Genomic DNA, 16,657 nt, shown 5'->3' on the forward strand with positions numbered 1-16,657 from the left:
CGGGGCGTTAGCGTGAGACATCGAGGGGTAGGTCCTTCAAGCAGAACGGTCGTAGAGGTACTTCCATCCTGCCGCCGGGACCTACCCCTCGCTCACACCCCCGTCACCAACCTCATGAGACGCAACAGCTAAGTCACCGACACCTGTGGGAAGTGGCAGCTGTCTCACGGGAAGCAGGCGGTGGTGCCTCAGCGACCACCCAGCTGGAGCGGCGGTGACCTACCGCCCACGTGGCGCTCGCGCTTGGGCCCTATCTCACCGGCGTGCGCCGGAGGTGGGCGCTATCTCACCGCCACCTGCGGGACGTGGGCGCTACCTCACCGGCAGGCGAGGCAGCGGCGCGGTGGTGAAGGGTGGTCAGTGCTGCCGGTCGGCGGGGATGCTGGAGGAGCGGACCACGAGCTCGGTCGAGAGCGTCACCGCGGCCGGCACCTGGTCGCCGTCGAGCAGCCCGAGCAGCAGCCCCACCGCCTGCCGTGCCATCGGCACGATCGGGTTCACGATGGTCGTCAGCGCCGGTGTCGCCTCGACGGCCGCGTCGGTGTTGTCGAACCCGACGACGGAGACGTCGTCCGGGACCGATCGCCCGTGCCGGCGCAGCGTCTCGAGCGCGGCGACCGCCATCACGTCCGAGGCGACGAACACGCCGTCGAGGTCCGGGTGGTTCGCCAGCAGCTCCGCCATCGCGGCAGCGCCGGCGGCCGCGCTGAAGTCGCCGTGCACCACGGCGTCGTCGGGCAGCCCCGCCGCACGCAGCTCGCGGCGCCAGCCGGTCAACCGATCGGCACCGGCGACCATGTCGGAGGGTCCGGCGATCGTGGCGATCCGGGTACGGCCCTGCTCCACCAGGTGCTTCACCGCGAGCGCGGCTCCGTGCACGTTGTCCACGTCGACGTAGGGCATGCCCGCCATCGGTGCGAACGGGCGGCCCAGGAACACCATGGGCAGTCCGGCTGCCTGCGCGGTGCGCCAGAACTCGTCCCGCCGGTGGTGAGAGGTGATGATCGCGCCATCGGTGTGGCCGCCGCGCAGGTACTTGCTCAGGCGGCCGTCGCCGTCGTCGGGTTGGCCCATCACGAGCACCATCTGGAGGTCGGTGCGGGACAGTGCTGTGGCGATGCCGTGCAGAGTGCCGGCGAAGAACGGGTCGGAGAAGACCCGTGCGTCGGACTCGGGGATGACGACCGCGATCGAGTCCGCCTGCCGCGTCACGAGCGAGCGGGCTGCCCGGTTCGGTGCGTACCCGAGCGCCTCGATCGCGGCCAGCACGCGCTCGCGGGCGCTCGCGGAGACCCGGGGGTCGGCGTTGACGACCCGCGACACCGTGGCCCGGGAGACGTCGGCCTCGGCTGCGACGTCCTCGAGGGTAGGTGCGCTTCGACGCTTGTTCACGCCACTGCCCTCTCGTCGGTCCAGCGCAACATTAGTGCTGTCGGGTGCGTCAGCGACGGCGCGAGTCGGACTGTCCGAAATGGCGCGATGCGCATTCATCACCCTGCGCTCACCCTGAAATCACCCTAAGAATACGGGGTATTTGCCAGCGATCAGCAATTTGTCAACAGAGCCCCTAGTGCAGGCGACTGGCCTGGTGGTACTACTTCTTGTGACGGGGGGGCCCGCTTCGGGGAGCACCACCGGTATGACTCATCAGTGGTGCCATGAATGCGGGGAAGCATGAATATCGGTAATGGGTCGAGGTCGCCTTTCGGGCGGCTTCACAACGTGGGCGCGAGATCTGAACGGAGTGGCTCAGGTCAGCGCACATCTGTCGGGCTGGCCACCGCCACCACCAGCGCGTCGCTGGCACGGATCGCGATGGTCTTCGCGGTTCTGCTCGCCCTGCTGGCGAGCATGACGGTCATGACAGCACCGCTGGCCTTCGGAGCCGTCTCCGAAGACGCCACGACCGAGACCGGCGACGCTGCCGAGACCGGCGACGCTGCCGAGACCGGCGAGATTTCCGAGACCTCGGAGGCCGCCGAGACCGCCGAAGAGGGCGCGGACGAGACTGTCACCGAGGACGCCCAGGAGGATGGCGAGCAGTCGACGCCGCCGGCGGGCGACGAGGCGGGGTCGAGCGACGACACCACCACGGAGCAGGCGACAAGCCAGGACGAGTCGTCTGGCTCGGAGACGCCCGAGGTGGCGAGCTCCGCCGTCGCACCGCAGGCCGTTGGCGATGTCCAGATCTTGGCTGCAGCACCGGTGTACGAGATCGAGGGCGCGTGGGTCAGCCCACCCGCCACGATCGCCCGCGGCAACCCTGTGGTGGCTGAGTGGCGGATCAACGTCAACGACGCCAACACCCCGCCGAGCAACGAGCCGATCGACGACGTCACTGCGACGTTCACGCTCGGCACTGCCGTCTTCGACGAGATCCCGGACATCTGCCTGGTCACCGATGTCACCACGCCCTCGAGCATCTCCGAGGACGGCACGACGCTGACCTGCAACTTCGGCCCTGTGGTCACGGGTACCGCGCTGGTCCTCCAGGCGGCGGTGATCGCCAACGGGATCACCGGCGAGGAGATCTCGATGGAGGGCACGAGCCCCGGTGGTGAGACCGTGGCACTGCCGCGCATCCCGATCGTGAACACCTTCGCGATGGACATGCACTACGGCGGCAACACGAACGGCTACCGGTGGGACGACGCGACCGACCCCACCTACGTCGACCTCGACCTCGAGTGGTCGCTTCGCCTGGGTGTCGGTTCGGATCCGGGCCCGGACGAGGTCACCTACCAGATCCAGGTGGTCTCGAACACCGGGGCCAACGTCGACGCGGGACCGCACTACGACCAGCCGACCAACATCGGCTGCACACCTTTCGACTACGGGCGCGCTGACGGCCACCCCTGGTCGGAGCTGCCCGGCTACCCAGCGGAGCAGCAGACCTCGTTCGTCGACGAGTGCATCCTGACCGAGACCGGCACACCCGGCGTGTTCAATCTGACGCTGAGCGGCATCAACTACGACCTGGCGACCGTGCCGAGCCACGACTCGAGCTCAGTGAACGGCACCGGCAACCCGCTGCCGCTGGACTGGGACTACGTGGCTAGCGGATCGCTGTACTTCCGCGTATACACCGCTCAGTCCGGGTCGGTCACCCTGACGACGAACGCCCCGACCTACACGTCGCCGACAGGTCTGCAGTCCATCGACCTCGGCGGTAACAACAGCACCAACAAGACCTACGTCTTGCCGGGCGGCTGGGCTGCGCCCTGGTTCCGCGCCCTCACCGGGTCAGGTGGTAGCAACTGGGATGACACCTACCGCGTCTCGCCCGGCACCGTGCTGATGCAGTACATCAACGTCGTCGGCGGCCCGCTTGCCGCCGCCCCGACCAGCATGTGGGGGGACTGTCAGGTCCTCGACACGAGGTATGTCACCTACGTCCCGGTGCCTGAGGGCCAGCTAGGGGAGATCGTCGGCTTCGACCAGAGCGGCGAGGGATCATCGGGCGAGGTGGAGAACCCGCCAGCGCTCGAGTACTACGTCGGCACCAACGCGTTGGTGGATCCGAGCAGTCCGCAGTACAACCCCGATCAGTTCGACTGCGGCATCGCGGACGGTTCCTGGACCACCACACGGCCGACCGATCTGACGACGATCAAGGCGGTGCGGTTCACGCATACGCACTCCTTCTATGCCGAGTCAGGTTGGGACGGCCTGCAGCTGCGTACCTACGTCCAGCTCCACGACGACGTTCCGGTCGGCCAGGACGTGTGGATGTTCGGTTCTGCCCTGTGGAACGGCGCATGGACCGGACCGGAGCGGGCCGACGCCAGGGTCGCGACGCCCGACGCGCGCTACCCGAACACCAACGGACGCCGGGACATCGTCCGCATCTCCACGGCGGTGCCGCACATCACCAAGGAGGCGGCAGCGTCGACTGTGACGCCTGGTGTGCCGGCGGACTTCACGCTGACGTACTCGGCCAACGGCTCCGGGATCATCCCGGAGACGGTGGACGACTACGAGATCGTGGACACGTTGCCGCTGGGGATGACGTACGAGCCCGGTTCGGCGTCTCCTGAGCCGGTGGTGACGGTTGACCTCCAGGGACGCCAGGTGCTGACCTGGACACTCGACGGGGTTCCCACCAACACCCCGAACGAGCTCACGTACCAAGCGGTCGCGGACTCGAGCGTGGCGGCGGGAACGCAGCTGACGAACACCGCGGTGTCCTCCTACGGCGGCAACTCGGCGTCACCGGTCACGGAGACGGTCACGACGGCCACCAACGGCTACACCACGATCCTCAAGACCGCGGATGTGGAGTTCATCCCGAACCAGAACGGTGACGGGGTGGGCACCGGTTCGTGGACGGTGGAGATCGAGTCGCGCGACCCGCAGCCGCAGGCGTTCACCGACACGATCGACATCCTCCCGTACGTCGGTGACCAGCGCGGGACGTCCTTCTCGGGCAGCTACACGCTCGACGAGGTCGTTCTGAACGACGGCGGAACGGTCTACTACACCGATGCCGCGCCGGCTGATCTGAGCGATGACCCGGCGGATCCGTCCAACGGCACCGCGGGCGACATCACGGGCAACACGGTGAACTGGTCGACCGAGCGTCCTGAGAACCCGACGGCGATCCGTGTGATCGGCGGCGAGCTCATCAGCGGCGGGTCGTTCTCCTTCCAGGTGGTCATCACCACGGACGGGGCCCAGCCGCAGGACGTCTACGTCAACCAGGCACAGGCTCGCGCCGAGCACACCGACCTGGTGATGCGCACGTCGGCCTCGCTGGTGGTCACCGACTACGTGGTCGCGAAGTCCTCGGACCCCGAGTCGGGCTCGACCGTGGAGCCGGGCGACACGATCACCTACACGGTGCTGGTGACCCAGCAGGGTCCGGTCCCGGCCGGCGCCTGGTTCACCGATGACCTGTCCGCAGTCCTGGATGACGCCGTCTACAACGACGACGTCACCGCCGACATCGGCACGGTGAGTGTCGAGGACGGCCTCCTTTCATGGGAGGGCGTGGTCCCGGTCGGAGAGGTGGCCACGATCACCTACTCGGTGGACGTCAAGGACGTGCCTGGTCTGCAGGCCGACGGCGACACGTACATCACGAACGTGGTGACGTCGCCCGGATGCCAGGGTGAGTGCACGACCGAGCACATGGTCGGGTACTTCGAGTTCTCGAAGACCTCGGAGGCTGCACCGGGTTCGACGGTGCAGGTCGGTGAGGTGATCACCTACACCGTTCTCGTCGAGCAGGTCGGCGAGGGTGCTGTGGCCGGTGCGTCCGTCACGGACGACCTGACCGCGGTGCTGGACGACGCGACCTGGAACGGCGATGTCGTCGCCAGTGCGGGTGAGGTGTCCTTCGCGGAGCCGACCCTGTCCTGGTCCGGCGACCTGGCCGTGGGCGAGGTGGTCACGCTGACGTACACGGTGACGGTCACCGCCGCCGGCGAGGGTGATGACCAGCTGATGAACGTGGTCACCACCGAGGACGACCGGGGAGCATGCATCCCGGCACCGGACGAGAACGCCGACTGCACCACGAGTCACCAGGTCGGTGACTACGAGGTCGTGAAGACCTCCGACCCGGTCTCGGGATCCGAGGTGCAGGTGGGCGATGTCATCGAGTACACCGTGACTGTCAACCACATCGGTGTCGCGCCGGTCGCGGAGGCCACGCTCGAGGACGACCTGACCGACGTGCTGGACGACGCGACCTGGAACGACGACCTCGCGGCTTCGGCCGGTGAGGCGGCGTACGGGGAGCCGACCCTGACATGGTCCGGTCCGCTGGAGCTGGGTGAGGAGGTCACGTTGACCTACTCGGTCACGGTCACCGCTGCTGGTGACCGGCACCTCGTCAACGTCGTGACGACTCCGGGGGAGTGCATCCCGGCCGAGGGTCAGGACGAGGCGTGCACCACCGAGCACTTCAACGGCGCCTACGTCTTCTCCAAGACCTCCGACCCCGAGTCCGGGTCTCAGGTCGTGGCAGGCGATGTGGTCACCTACACGGTGGTGGTCGAGCACGTCGGCAGCGCCGCCGTGCAGGACGCGGTCGTGGTCGACGACCTGTCCGGGGTGCTGGGTGCGGCAGACTGGAACGATGACGCCGCCACCACCTCCGGCGACGTGGCCAGGGCCGGCAACGAGCTGACCTGGACCGGTGACCTCGAGGTGGATCAGGTCGTGACCATCACGTACTCGGTGACCGTGGGCGAACGGCCCGACGCCACCCTGTACAACCAGGTCACCAGCCCCGACGACCGGGCGCTGTGCGTCCCGGCCGCCGACGGCAACCCGGACTGCGCCACCGAGCACCGCACGGCTTCCGCGGCGAGCACGGCCCTGCCGAACACCGGGACGGAGGGCATGATCACCCTCGCTCTGGGCGGCGGCATCCTCACCCTCCTGGGAGCGGCCTTGCTCCTGGGCCTGGCACGCCGCAAGCAGCAGCCAGTCATGACCGCCTGACGCCATCCCGGCTGGTCCCGGGTACCTCTGTCCGCAGAGGTACCCGGGACACAGGCGTCTGGCGAGGTGTGAAGCAGGCTAGGTCAGTGCTCCGCGAGCCAGGCGGACCCGACCGCCTGCTCGACGTTCAGCACGCTCTGCACCTGCTGGACGGCCTGCTGCTCGATCTTGCGGCCGACGAGGGGCACACGGGCCTCGACCGAGCCCTCGTAGGTCAGCACGGTCTCGCTCGGCCCGACGGCGGCGAGCCTCACGGTGCCGCTCGCGCTCGCGGGCTTGCCGAGTACCTCGAGCTGGATGGTCCCGTTGCGGGAGCCATCGGCGTCGGAGGCGTCCCACGCCTCGGTCAGGCGGATCTCGATGGTGCGGCCGATGAGGTTCTGCACCGCGCTCGGCAGGTCGTCGGTGGCCAGGGCGCGCTGGGTGGTCACCGTGAACGCACCATCGGCAGCCCCTTGGACGTCGACGGCGGAGCTCACCGGCTTGCTCGCGGCCACCTTGCGTTCGACGTAGGCGGGGTCGGCCAGCATCGCGGCGACCTCGCTGGCGGGGGCGGTGTAGGTGATACGGGCGCTGAACGGGGACATCGCGTTCTCCAAGGGTCGGCGGCGCACCTACGCTATCCGTCGTGTCCACGATGAGCGATCTGATCGACTCGCGGGGGAACCTCTCCAGCGCCGACAGCGAGTGGTTGCACCTGCTCGTCGGCGACTGGCAGGTCATCTCCGACCTCGCGTTTGCCGACATGGTGCTGTGGCTGCCGACCCAGGACGACGACTTCGTCGCGGTCGCGCAGTGCCGCCCCTCGACCGCAGCGACCGTGCACCACGAGGACATCGTCGGGAAGGCGGCCCCCCGCGGGTTCGTCTCCACGCTGCGCGAGGCGCTGACCGCGCGGCAGCTGGTGCGTGTCGGGGAGGCACGGTGGACCGGCGCCTACGCGATCCGCGAGGAGGCCATCCCGGTCGTCCGGGCGGGCCGCACCATCGCCGTCATCGCTCGCGAGACGCACCTGGGCGCCAGCCGCACCCCCAGCCGGCTGGAGATCAACTACGTCGAGTCCGCCGACGAGCTGTGCGCGATGATCGCGCGCGGCGAGTTCCCGGCGCCGAACGCGGCGACCGGTCCGCGCCGCGGCGCCCCGCGCGTGGGCGATGGCCTGATCCGCCTCAACAGCGAGGGCGAGGTCCTGTACGCCAGCCCGAACGCTCTGTCGGCGTTCAACCGGCTCGGTGTCTCCGACGAGATCGTCGGTCGCTCGCTCGCCGAGGTGATCACGCCGCTGATCGAGGACTCCGCCCCGGTGGACGAGTCGATGCCGCTGGTGCTGATGGGGCGGGCGGCCTGGCGCACCGACCTGGAGTCGCGCGGGGTCTCGCTCTCGTTGCGCGCTCTGCCGGTGACCGAGCACGGCACCCGTATGGGCGCGGTGCTGCTGGTCCGTGACGTCTCCGAGCTGCGGCGGCGCGAGCGCGAGCTGATGACCAAGGACGCGACGATCCGCGAGATCCACCACCGCGTCAAGAACAACCTGCAGACGGTGGCGGCGCTGCTGAGGCTGCAGGCCCGGCGCAGCACCTCGCGCGAGGTCCGGGAGGCCCTGGACGGCGCGATGCGGCGGGTCGCGACCATCGCGACCGTGCACGAGGCGCTGTCCCAGACGATCGACGAGATCGTCGACTTCGACGACGTCTTCGGGCGCGCGCTGCGCCTGGCCGCCGACGTCGCCGCCGTCGACAGCCCCCCGGTCACGTTCGTGCGCGAGGGGACCTTCGGCCGCGTCCCGGCCAGCGACGCCACCTCGCTGGCCGTGATCCTGACCGAGCTGGTGACCAACGCCGTCGAGCACGGTCTGAGCAAGACCGGAGGCACGGTCACGGTGCGCTCGCAGCGCGAGGGCCGCACGCTGGCGGTCCAGGTCATCGACGACGGCGTCGGCGTCGACCCCGCGTCGATGGACGGGCTCGGCACGCAGATCGTCACCACGCTGGTGGACACGGTCCTGGACGGCTCGATCGAGTGGGCCAGCCGCAGCGGCGGCGGCACCGAGGTCAAGCTGGAGACCCGCCTGGGTGAGGTCGCCGACCAGGCGTAACCGCCCGACAAGGCGCTTCGCCGTTCCCAGGGCCGTGGAAATGGCGGCGAGGAACGTTTGGCCGCAATTCCTCAAAGGGGAACAAAGAATGCCGCCCTGCGCACCCAAGAAATGGGGTGCACAGGGCGGCTTTCGGAATGCTGTGTGTCAGCCTGCGCGGCGGGCGCGAGCGGTGCGACGCTTGAGCGCACGACGCTCGTCCTCGGACATCCCGCCCCAGACGCCTGAGTCCTGACCGGACTCGATCGCCCAGCGCAGGCATGCGTCAGCGACGTCGCAGCGACGGCAGACAGCCTTGGCCTCTTCGATCTGCACGAGCGCCGGACCGGTGTTCCCGATGGGGAAGAACAGCTCCGGGTCCTCGGTCAGGCAGGCAGCCTTGTGACGCCAATCCATGTATGAGTCCTCCTAGCGAGCGTGGGCGTACGTGGACGAACAATGAACTACGCTGATTCCGGCGATACCGGTTGGGCGTGGTCGTCCCGTTGCCCCGAAAATTGACCGATATCTAGTTTCACACGCGCCCAGGCCGGGCACAAGGGGTGTTACCAAACAGATGTCGGGTTTCGGTGAGACCTCTCTCACGTTGCACTTCGCGTCGGGTTCTGATCCTGCCGGCCTGGTCGACGGCGGCCGGGCACCGTCCGGAGGCGGGTGCGCCGCAGTCGTAGGCTGAGCGCGTGACCGAACGCAGTACCGCCGACGGGCCCGCGCGTGTGCCGGTGCCGGCACCCGTCGAGGACCCGTGGCGCAACCTGCCGCTGCTGGTCGCGCTCGTCGTCGCCGGGCTCGAGGGCCTGCTGCTGATCGCCGCCGCGGTGTGGTCGATCGTGGACATGGTGCGCTCCGACTTCGAGGGCGCTGCGCTCTCGGTCGCGCTCGCGGTCTTCATGCTGCTGTTCGTCGGGCTGCTGGTCCTCGGGATCCACGCGCTCTGGCTCGGTCGCCGCTGGGGCCGCGGCCCGGTACTGACCTGGCAGCTGATCCAGGCCGCGATCGCCGTCAGCGTGATCGGGATCGCCCCACCGTGGGCGGTCTACCCGACGTTGCTGGCCTCGCTCGTCGTCGGGGTGGGCATGCTGCTGCCGGCGTCGGTGGCGGCGACCAGCCGTCCCTCGTCGACCTCCGGCCCCGTTCTCTGAGCCGGAGCGCCGCGGTCCACCTGCACCGCGGTCGCCAACCCCTCGCTGACCAGCACGCCGCGGCCGAGGTGCTGCTCGGGGTCGACGAACGGCCGGATGTCCGCACCCGTCCAGGGTGTGGTGCCGGCGGGTTGCCCCAGCACCAGCACCGCGTCCGGGTCCCGCAGCCGTCGCGCCAGCTCGTGGTAGGCGGCGCCCAGCGGTTCGGGCCGCGCGGCGGCGAGGAGCGCGACCCCCGCAGCGGCCTCGGCCGCGGCGGCTGCAGCAGCCGGTGAGCGCCGGTCCACGTCGTCGACGACGAGCACACCGCGCGGATGCGTGCCCACCGCGGCCGGCTCGGTCCACACCGTTCGCCCCGCCGCGCGCAGCCGCGCGGCGAGCATCCGCAGCGTGGTGGTGCGCCCGGTGCGCGAGCCACCCAGCACCAGGAACGTCCCGCCCTCGCGCAGCGTCGCGGTGACCGGTCCGGCGTCCTCACCTCCCAGGCCGAGGAGCAGGCGGACGCCTCCGGAGTCGGTGCCGAGGTCGGGGTCCAGCGCCACGACCGTCGGCAGCGGTTCGATCCGCAGCGGCACCTGCGTGGGCGGCTGCCACGGCCCGTGCGGCACCGCCTCGGCGACCTGCCCGACCAGCGCCGAACCGCCGTCGAGCAGCACCCCGCGCCCCGGTGGCGCGCCCAGGTCGACGAGATCCCGCGGCACCCCGGCCACCAGCGCGTCACCGACGTCGCGCGGTGCCAGCACGAGATGGCGCCGTGTCGCGGCGGCCCAACGCGCGGCCGGCGGCGCGGAGGTCAGCACGATGCCGAGACCCCGGCGGTGCGCCGAGCGGAGCAGCTCGAGCATCGCCTCCCCGCCGGACCCGAACGGCAGCGCCGCGTCCAGCGCCCGGCACATCGCGTCGACGTCGTCGACGACCAGCAGCTCCCGGACGCGGCGCGGCTGCTCCAGCGCTCGCAGCAGCAGGTGGACGCGGCGCGCGTCCTCCGGCGCGCACGCGGTGCCGCGGGCCGGCGCGTCATCGGGGAGCAGCCGGTCGGGCGCGACCACGTGCGTGACGATGCCCCGCCGCATCGCCTCGACCGCGATCGTGCGTGCGGCGGTGGTGCGGCCGCTGCGCGAGGGTCCGCTGACGAGCAGGGTGTCGCCGATCTCGACGTGCGCCGAGGAGGTCCGTTGCTCCTCGGGCCGGTCGACCAGCAGCAGCGGGAGCGCGTCCTCGCGCACCTCCGGCAGCTCGCTCGTCCGCACCGAGCTCGGCAGCGCGGGTGCCCACGGCGGCGTCACCCGCACCAGGTCGGGATCGATCGCACGAGCCGCCGCGCTCGCCGCCGCCAGGGTCGAGACCAACCGGGCCACGCCGTCGTCGAGCGTGCCCGGCCACGCCACCTGGAGAGTGGTCGTGACGTCCGTCCGGATGACCGCCCGGCCCGGGATCGCGGGCAGCCGCGCCGCCGAGTCGTCCCCGAGGACGTCGTGGCAATCGGTCGGCTCCAGCACCCGCAGGCACAGCCGCACGGAGATGTTCGCGCGCATGTCGGCGGTCACGGCGCCACCGGGTCGCTGGGTCGCGAGCACCAGGTGGACCCCCAGCGAGCGCCCCTGCGCGGCGAGCCGCACCAGCGCGTCGAGGTGCTCGGGATGGGAGTCGGCGAGGGTGCGGAACTCGTCCACGATCACCAGCAGCCGCGGCAGCCGACCCTCGGAGAGCTCGGCCAGCGAGCGCGCACCCGCCTCCGCGAGGACCCGCTCGCGCCGCACCAGCTCGGCGCGCAGGCTCGCCAGCGCACGGGCGGTGGTCCCGGTGTCGAGATCGGTGAGCACGTCGACGACGTGGGGCAGCGCGGCGAGCGCGCCGAACGTCGCGCCGCCCTTGTAGTCGACGAGCAGCACGTGCAGCTCGCACGGGGCGTACCCGAGCGCGAGCCCGAGCACCCATGTGGTCAGCAGCTCCGACTTGCCCGAGCCGGTGGTGCCGGCGACCAGGGCGTGCGGACCGGCCTCGGCGAGGTCGAGCCACAGCGGCCCCTCGGCGCCTCTGCCCAGCGGCACGGTCAGACCCGTGGCGGGACGTCGCCAGCGCGCCACGACCTCGGCTGCGGTGGGCTCGCCCACGAGCTCGGCCAGCGGCACCGACGCCGGCAACCCGCCTGCTGCGGCGCTCGCACGCGACACCGCTGAGGCCACCTCGTGCGCCCACGCGACCGAGACCTGCCGATCGTGCTCCGGCTCGACCTCGATCACGGTGGTGCACCAGCTCGGTACCTCGGCCAGCGAGCTGGCCAGCACGATCCCGACGGCGTCGCTCGCCGGCGTCGTCGTGGCACCGCGACCCTCGGTCGCCTCGACCACGCGCAACGACGCGGTGGCCGGCACCGTGCCGGCATGCGGCAGGTCCTGCGCCCAGTCCCAGCCCGGCGGCACCACGAGCGCGAGATCCTCGGGCCGTGCGCGGTGCACGGCCTGGCACACCACCCAGCGCGCCATCGACCGGCACGCCTCGGGAGCACCGACCAGAGCCAGCCCCTGACCGGGTGAGGGCGGCGGGAGGGTGCGGGGCCGCCGTCGGCGGCGGTGCGGCTCGGTGCCGACGTCCCAGTCAGGTCGCGGCCCGGTGCCCGGGTGATCGGCGACGGCGAGCAGACCGGCCGGGTCGGGTGGCTGGGGCGGGTCGTCGTCGGGCAGGTCGCGGCGACGCCGGCGGCTGGCGCGCTCGCGCAACCACGGCCACAGCACCGAGGCGACGAGCACGAGGGGCAGGATCAGCCAGGTGACGGTGCGCCACGGGCTGGTGGCGCTGCTGCTGAGCGCGAGCGGGAGCACCGTGGCGGACATGCCGAGCGGGACGAGCAGCCGCATCCCGAGGCCGTCGGAGAGGTCCACCTGGGGCGGGCGGGCCGCGAGGCCCGGGTGGTCACGGATCTCCACGACGCTGCGACCGAGCGCGATCTGGGAGCCCGGACGCAGGTCCCGGCTACGGGCACCGAGGCGAAGCCGCCGGCCCAGCCGGGTGCGGCCGGCGCGGGTGCGCCGCGCCAGCCGCGCGCTCGCGCTTCCGCCGGGGAGGGCGCGCGCGGTCAGCCGCCCGCGGCGGTCACGGACCGCGAGGTGGCGACGGGACAGACGAGCATCGGCCAGGACGAGGTCGGCACCCTCGCCCCGGCCGATCACGACCTCCCGGTCATCGGGCAACGGCGCCACCCAGCCGACGTCGGGCCCGCCGACGACGGCCAGGTGGTACCGGGTTCCTGCGCGGCTCACGCCGTCATGCTGCCGGGGGAGGACCCCGCCGCGCTGAGCCCCTGTGGACAACCGGTTTCAACACGATTCCGTTCACCTGATGGGTGGACAGAATCGTGTTGAAACCGGTGGGTGGACGGAATCGTGTTGAAACCGGTGGGTGGACGGAATCGCGTTGAAACCGGGGGTGGGGTCAGTCGGTGGCCAGTGCTGCCACCGGCGACTGCCGGACGGCGGATCGTGCCGGCAGCACCGAGGCGAGCAGTCCCGCCACCAGGGCGATGACCGCCACCGCTCCCAGCTGCGGCCACGGGACCCCGAGCTCGACGGCTCCGAAGCCTCCGAGCACGACCGCCGCACCCGCCCAGCCGTAGAGCAGACCGGCCACCACGCCCACCAGGGCGCCCACCGCGGCGATCAGCACGCCCTCGACGGCGAGCATGCCGCGAAGCTGACCTCGCGTGAGGCCGATCGCGCGCAGGGTGGCGTTCTCGCGACGGCGCTCCAGCACCGACAGCGACAACGTGTTCGCGACCCCGACCAGCGCGATGACCACCGCGACGCCGAGCAGACCCAGCACCACGGCCAGCAGCGTGTCGATCACCTGGCTGAACGCGGCACGCTCGACGGCGGCGCCACCCACCTCGAGCACGGCTGCCTCCGGGTCGCTGGCCGAGATCTCGTTGAGCCCTTCCTGCACGGCGGCAATGACGCCGATCGGGTCGGACCCGTCCTCCAGCTGAGCCCAGACCGTGGTGATCGGGGCGTCCGGTGCGATCGCCTCGTGCGCGGCCGGCGTGACGATGGCCGTGTAGCTCCCGACATCGGCACGCACCACGCGCAGCTGGATCGAGCCGCCGTCGTTCCCGGTCAGGGTGAGCATCTCGCCGTCGGGGATGGTCAGCCCCTGGGCCGAGCCCAGCAGCAGGACGCCGTCCTCGAGGCCGTCGAGCACGTCCGAGCGCAGCACCGATGCGGGGTCGCCCTCGGCGAACGACGTCACCCGGACCCCGATCGAGCCGTCGGAGGCGTCGAGCGTGCCGTCCGAGGTGCGCAGCGTCACGTGCGAGGCGATGCCCTCGGTGTCCGCGACGGTCTCGACCTGGGCGGGCGTCACCGACTGCGAACGGTCGTTGACGCCGACTGCCACGTCGACCGGGAACTGCTCGTCGAGCTGGGTGAGCAGGGTCTGGCGGGCCGAGAACGCGCCGGTGGACATCATCACCACGAGGGCGACACCGATGACCAGGGCGTTCGTGGTCGCGGCGGTGCGGCGCGGGTTGCGCACGGCGTTCGCCGTGGCGATCCGCGCGGGGATGCCGCGGCCGGCGAGCCGGCCCAGCGCCGGGAGCAGCTTCGGCATCAGGAACACCGAGCCGATGAGCAGCCCGGACAGCGAGATCAGGCCACCCAGGACGCCGAGCGCGAGACCGCCGAGCATGCCGGCGTCCGCGGCGTCGGTCCCGCTGAGGCTGAGCGAGAGTGTCACGCCACCGGCCAGCATCAGGGCGCCGATCACGGTCGCGCTGATCGCGAGCACGAGTCGACCGCGGCCGGCGCGCTCGTCCGAGGGGCCCTCCACGGGCCGCAGCGCGGCGACCGGGGCGACCCGCGTGGCCATCCGCGCCGGTACCAGTGCCGAGAGCAACGTCACCACGATGCCGACGCCGACCGTCACCACGGGCACGGTCCAGCTGAACGGCACGGCGCTGCCGAGCGTCGAGCTGGGGAAGAAGCTGTCGACCACCCTGACCCCGATGAGCACCACCCCGGCGCCCAGCGCGAGTCCCGCCGTCGAGGCGACGAGTCCGAGCAGCGCGGCCTCGCCGAGCACCGAGTTGCGGATCTGGCCGCGGCTGGCACCCACGCAGCGCAGCAGCGCGAGCGTGCGGGTGCGCTGTGCCACCAGCACCTGGAAGGTGTTGGTGATCACCAGGCCGGCCACCGACAGCGCCACGGCGGCGAACGCCAGCATCACCACGAGGAACGTCACGTCGGAGCCGGTCTGCTCAGCGGTGCGCTGCTCGGCGATCTCGGGAACCGTCTGGACGGCAGCACCGGCGACCGTCGAGAGGCCCTCGACGGCGGTGCGAACCGCGGCCGGGTCGGCATCGTCGGCGAGCGCGAGCAACACGGAGCCCCAGAACTCGTCGCTGCCGTTCTGCGCGACCCGCCACTCCTCGAGCTGGTCGGCCGGGATCTGCCCACCGGATCCGGACATGAAGAAGTTCTCGGTGCTCGCGATCAGACCGACCACCTGCAAGGACTCGACCTGCGGGTCGCCCGCGCTCTCCGCGTCCGGGTCCCACGGCGTCCAGGACGTCTGGACCGTGTCACCGACGGAGACCTGGAGTCGCTCCGCGACGTCGGAGGACAGCACGATCTCGCCTGGAGCCGTGGCCTGTCGGCCCTCGGCGAGCTCGCCCACCTGCAGGCTGGGATCGCTCGGGGTGGGCGAGATCGAGACCCACTCGGTCGCTCCCGCCCCGGTGATGTCCAGGCCGAAGTAGGTCTGGAGGTCGGCGGCGTGGACGCCGTCGACGCCCCGGATGTCCTCGACGACGGCCGAGGTCAGCGGGTCGGCGTCGGCGCTGACGACGAGATCGGCGTCGGCGTAGGACGCGGTGAACGCATCGTGCGTGGCCTGGCGCATCGTGGCCGAGGCCAGCAGGCTGGCCGCGACGAACGCGGTGCCCAGCAGGATCGCGATGCCGGCGGCGGCGAGTCTGCCCGCCGAGGCTCGCATCTGGTCGAGGGTGGCGCGCAGCATCAGCCGACCACCGTCGCAGCAGGCTGACGCAGGGCGTCGAGACCGGCGAGCACGCTCTCCGGGGTGGGGTCGGAGATCGACCCGGCGATGCGGCCGTCGGCGAGCAGCACGACCCGGTCCGCGTACGCCGCGGCAGCCGGGTCGTGGGTCACCATGACGACGGTCTGCCCGAGCTCACGCACCGAGCGGCGCAGGAACGAGAGCACCTCGGTGCCGGAGCGGGAGTCGAGGTTGCCGGTCGGCTCGTCGGCGAACACGACGTCGGGCTTGGTCGAGAGCGCGCGCGCGATCGCGACACGCTGCTGCTGCCCGCCTGAGAGCTCGTGCGGCTTGTGCGAGAGCCGGTCGGCCAGCCCGAGGGTGGTGATCAGGGTGTCATTCCACTCCTGGTCCAGCTTCGCGCCGGACAGCTGGGAGGGGAGCCCGATGTTCTGCTCCGCCGTGAACATTGGCAGCAGGTTGAAGGACTGGAACACGAACCCGACGCGCTCGCGGCGCAGCACCGTCAGCTGGTCGTCGTTGAGCGAGGTCAGCTCGGTGCCGCCCAGCCACGCCTGCCCGGCGGTCGCGGTGTCGAGGCCCGCGAGGAGGTGCATCAGCGTCGACTTGCCGGAACCGGAAGGCCCCATGATCGCGGTGAACTCACCCGCTGCGAAGGTCACGTCGACGCCGTCGAGGGCGTGCACGGCCACGTCTCCGCGGCCGTAGATCTTGGTGAGTCCGACGGCGCGGACGGCGCTGCGGGCGCTGTGGTCAGGGGCTGGTGTGGGCAAGGTCTGCGTCATGGTGACGACGCTACGGACGTGACCGGTGCCGCCGCGTCGCGCTCCGGTCGGGTCCTGCCGTCATCCCGTAGGTGGACCTCCCACCCCCGACGTCCTCCTCACCGCTGGCACCGCCCGCCTCCGGCGTCACCTACACCCGGCGCACCACCCCACCCTCGGGCACCCCACACCCGGAA

General features: G+C 71.2%; 9 protein-coding genes. 3 read left to right on the forward strand and 6 right to left on the reverse strand.

Annotated elements, in window-relative coordinates; genetic code table 11:
- Positions 1-357 precede the first annotated feature (357 nt).
- The gene (locus tag GPA04_RS19940) at positions 358-1,392 is read right to left on the reverse strand and encodes a LacI family DNA-binding transcriptional regulator (protein ID WP_241680943.1); all 1,035 of its coding nucleotides are present in this window, start codon (positions 1,390-1,392) and stop codon (positions 358-360) included.
- A gap of 468 nt (positions 1,393-1,860) precedes the next feature.
- Here GPA04_RS19940 and GPA04_RS19945 point away from each other — a divergent pair, with 468 nt between their 5' ends.
- The gene (locus tag GPA04_RS19945; RefSeq protein ID WP_156225981.1) at positions 1,861-6,450 is read left to right on the forward strand and encodes a DUF7927 domain-containing protein; all 4,590 of its coding nucleotides are present in this window, start codon (positions 1,861-1,863) and stop codon (positions 6,448-6,450) included.
- Positions 6,451-6,533: 83 nt separating this feature from the next.
- Here the strand turns inward: GPA04_RS19945 and GPA04_RS19950 are convergent, their stop codons facing one another.
- Entirely contained in the window at positions 6,534-7,037 is a 504-nt protein-coding gene (locus GPA04_RS19950; protein ID WP_156225982.1) for a DUF2505 domain-containing protein, read from the reverse strand.
- A 50-nt stretch (positions 7,038-7,087) separates the two neighbouring features.
- Between GPA04_RS19950 and GPA04_RS19955 the strand changes: the two genes are divergently transcribed.
- Positions 7,088-8,545 (forward strand): sensor histidine kinase, encoded by a 1,458-nt coding sequence (locus tag GPA04_RS19955; RefSeq protein WP_156226071.1) that lies wholly within the window; start codon positions 7,088-7,090, stop codon positions 8,543-8,545.
- A 147-nt stretch (positions 8,546-8,692) separates the two neighbouring features.
- On the opposite strand, the gene GPA04_RS19960 is transcribed toward GPA04_RS19955, so the two are convergent.
- A complete protein-coding gene (locus GPA04_RS19960) occupies positions 8,693-8,941 on the reverse strand; it encodes a WhiB family transcriptional regulator (protein WP_156225983.1) in 249 nt (82 codons plus the stop codon).
- Between the two features lie 284 nt (positions 8,942-9,225).
- Here GPA04_RS19960 and GPA04_RS19965 point away from each other — a divergent pair, with 284 nt between their 5' ends.
- The gene (locus tag GPA04_RS19965; RefSeq protein WP_156225984.1) at positions 9,226-9,687 is read left to right on the forward strand and encodes a hypothetical protein; all 462 of its coding nucleotides are present in this window, start codon (positions 9,226-9,228) and stop codon (positions 9,685-9,687) included.
- Here the strand turns inward: GPA04_RS19965 and GPA04_RS19970 are convergent.
- The 3 genes from GPA04_RS19970 to GPA04_RS19980 all read right to left on the reverse strand — a co-directional run bounded on the left by GPA04_RS19970 (position 9,582) and on the right by GPA04_RS19980 (position 16,481).
- A complete protein-coding gene (locus tag GPA04_RS19970; protein ID WP_156225985.1) occupies positions 9,582-12,947 on the reverse strand; it encodes an FtsK/SpoIIIE domain-containing protein in 3,366 nt (1,121 codons plus the stop codon). The two genes, GPA04_RS19965 and GPA04_RS19970, sit on opposite strands and share 106 nt — an antisense overlap.
- A 172-nt stretch (positions 12,948-13,119) precedes the next feature.
- On the reverse strand, positions 13,120-15,696 hold the full coding sequence (locus tag GPA04_RS19975) for an ABC transporter permease (protein WP_156225986.1): 2,577 nt from the start codon (positions 15,694-15,696) through the stop codon (positions 13,120-13,122).
- A complete protein-coding gene (locus tag GPA04_RS19980; protein WP_156225987.1) occupies positions 15,696-16,481 on the reverse strand; it encodes an ABC transporter ATP-binding protein in 786 nt (261 codons plus the stop codon). The genes GPA04_RS19975 and GPA04_RS19980 overlap by 1 nt, the downstream gene beginning before the upstream one ends.
- Between the last annotated feature and the right edge of the window lie 176 nt (positions 16,482-16,657).

Source organism: Pseudactinotalea suaedae, from assembly GCF_009733815.1.
GTDB lineage: Bacteria > Actinomycetota > Actinomycetes > Actinomycetales > Beutenbergiaceae > Pseudactinotalea > Pseudactinotalea suaedae.

What these genes read in the sequence shown, in the direction of transcription:
- GPA04_RS19945 (WP_156225981.1), top strand. Translation starts at nt 1,861, where the DNA reads ATGACAGCACCGCTGGCCTTCGGAGCCGTCTCCGAAGACGCCACGACC.
- GPA04_RS19950 (WP_156225982.1), bottom strand. Translation starts at nt 7,037, where the DNA reads ATGTCCCCGTTCAGCGCCCGTATCACCTACACCGCCCCCGCCAGCGAG.
- GPA04_RS19955 (WP_156226071.1), top strand. Translation starts at nt 7,088, where the DNA reads ATGAGCGATCTGATCGACTCGCGGGGGAACCTCTCCAGCGCCGACAGC.
- GPA04_RS19960 (WP_156225983.1), bottom strand. Translation starts at nt 8,941, where the DNA reads ATGGATTGGCGTCACAAGGCTGCCTGCCTGACCGAGGACCCGGAGCTG.
- GPA04_RS19975 (WP_156225986.1), bottom strand. Translation starts at nt 15,696, where the DNA reads ATGCTGCGCGCCACCCTCGACCAGATGCGAGCCTCGGCGGGCAGACTC.
- GPA04_RS19980 (WP_156225987.1), bottom strand. Translation starts at nt 16,481, where the DNA reads ATGACGCAGACCTTGCCCACACCAGCCCCTGACCACAGCGCCCGCAGC.